The organism is Maritalea porphyrae (assembly GCF_027213965.1).
Lineage (GTDB): Bacteria > Pseudomonadota > Alphaproteobacteria > Rhizobiales > Devosiaceae > Maritalea > Maritalea porphyrae_A.
In genome coordinates this window covers 1-251 of record NZ_JAPWGX010000063.1, presented here as the reverse complement: position 1 = coordinate 251, position 251 = coordinate 1, and the positions used below count along the sequence as shown (strand labels likewise).

1 protein-coding gene is annotated in these 251 nt (G+C 40.6%); it reads left to right on the top strand.

What is annotated here, in order from left to right; all coding sequences use genetic code 11:
* The coding region (locus tag O4H47_RS18030) for an alpha-ketoglutarate-dependent dioxygenase AlkB (protein ID WP_269395404.1) at window positions 1-251 on the top strand (251 nt) is incomplete at both ends.

Genomic DNA, 251 nt, shown 5'->3' with positions numbered 1-251 from the left:
CCTGAGTTAACTCAGTTGAAAGTGCGTTGTGAATCAGTTGCTGATGTCACTTTTAATTCTGTTCTCGCTAACTTATATCGACACGGCCAAGACTCAATGGGCTGGCACCAAGATAATGAACCAGAGTTAGGTAGAAACCCTGTTATCGCATCTTTGAACTTAGGTGAAACACGTCGATTTTTGCTTAGAAATTTACATTGTAAAACTGAGATTGAATACGAGCTTTCTCACGGCTCCTTACTGATTATGGC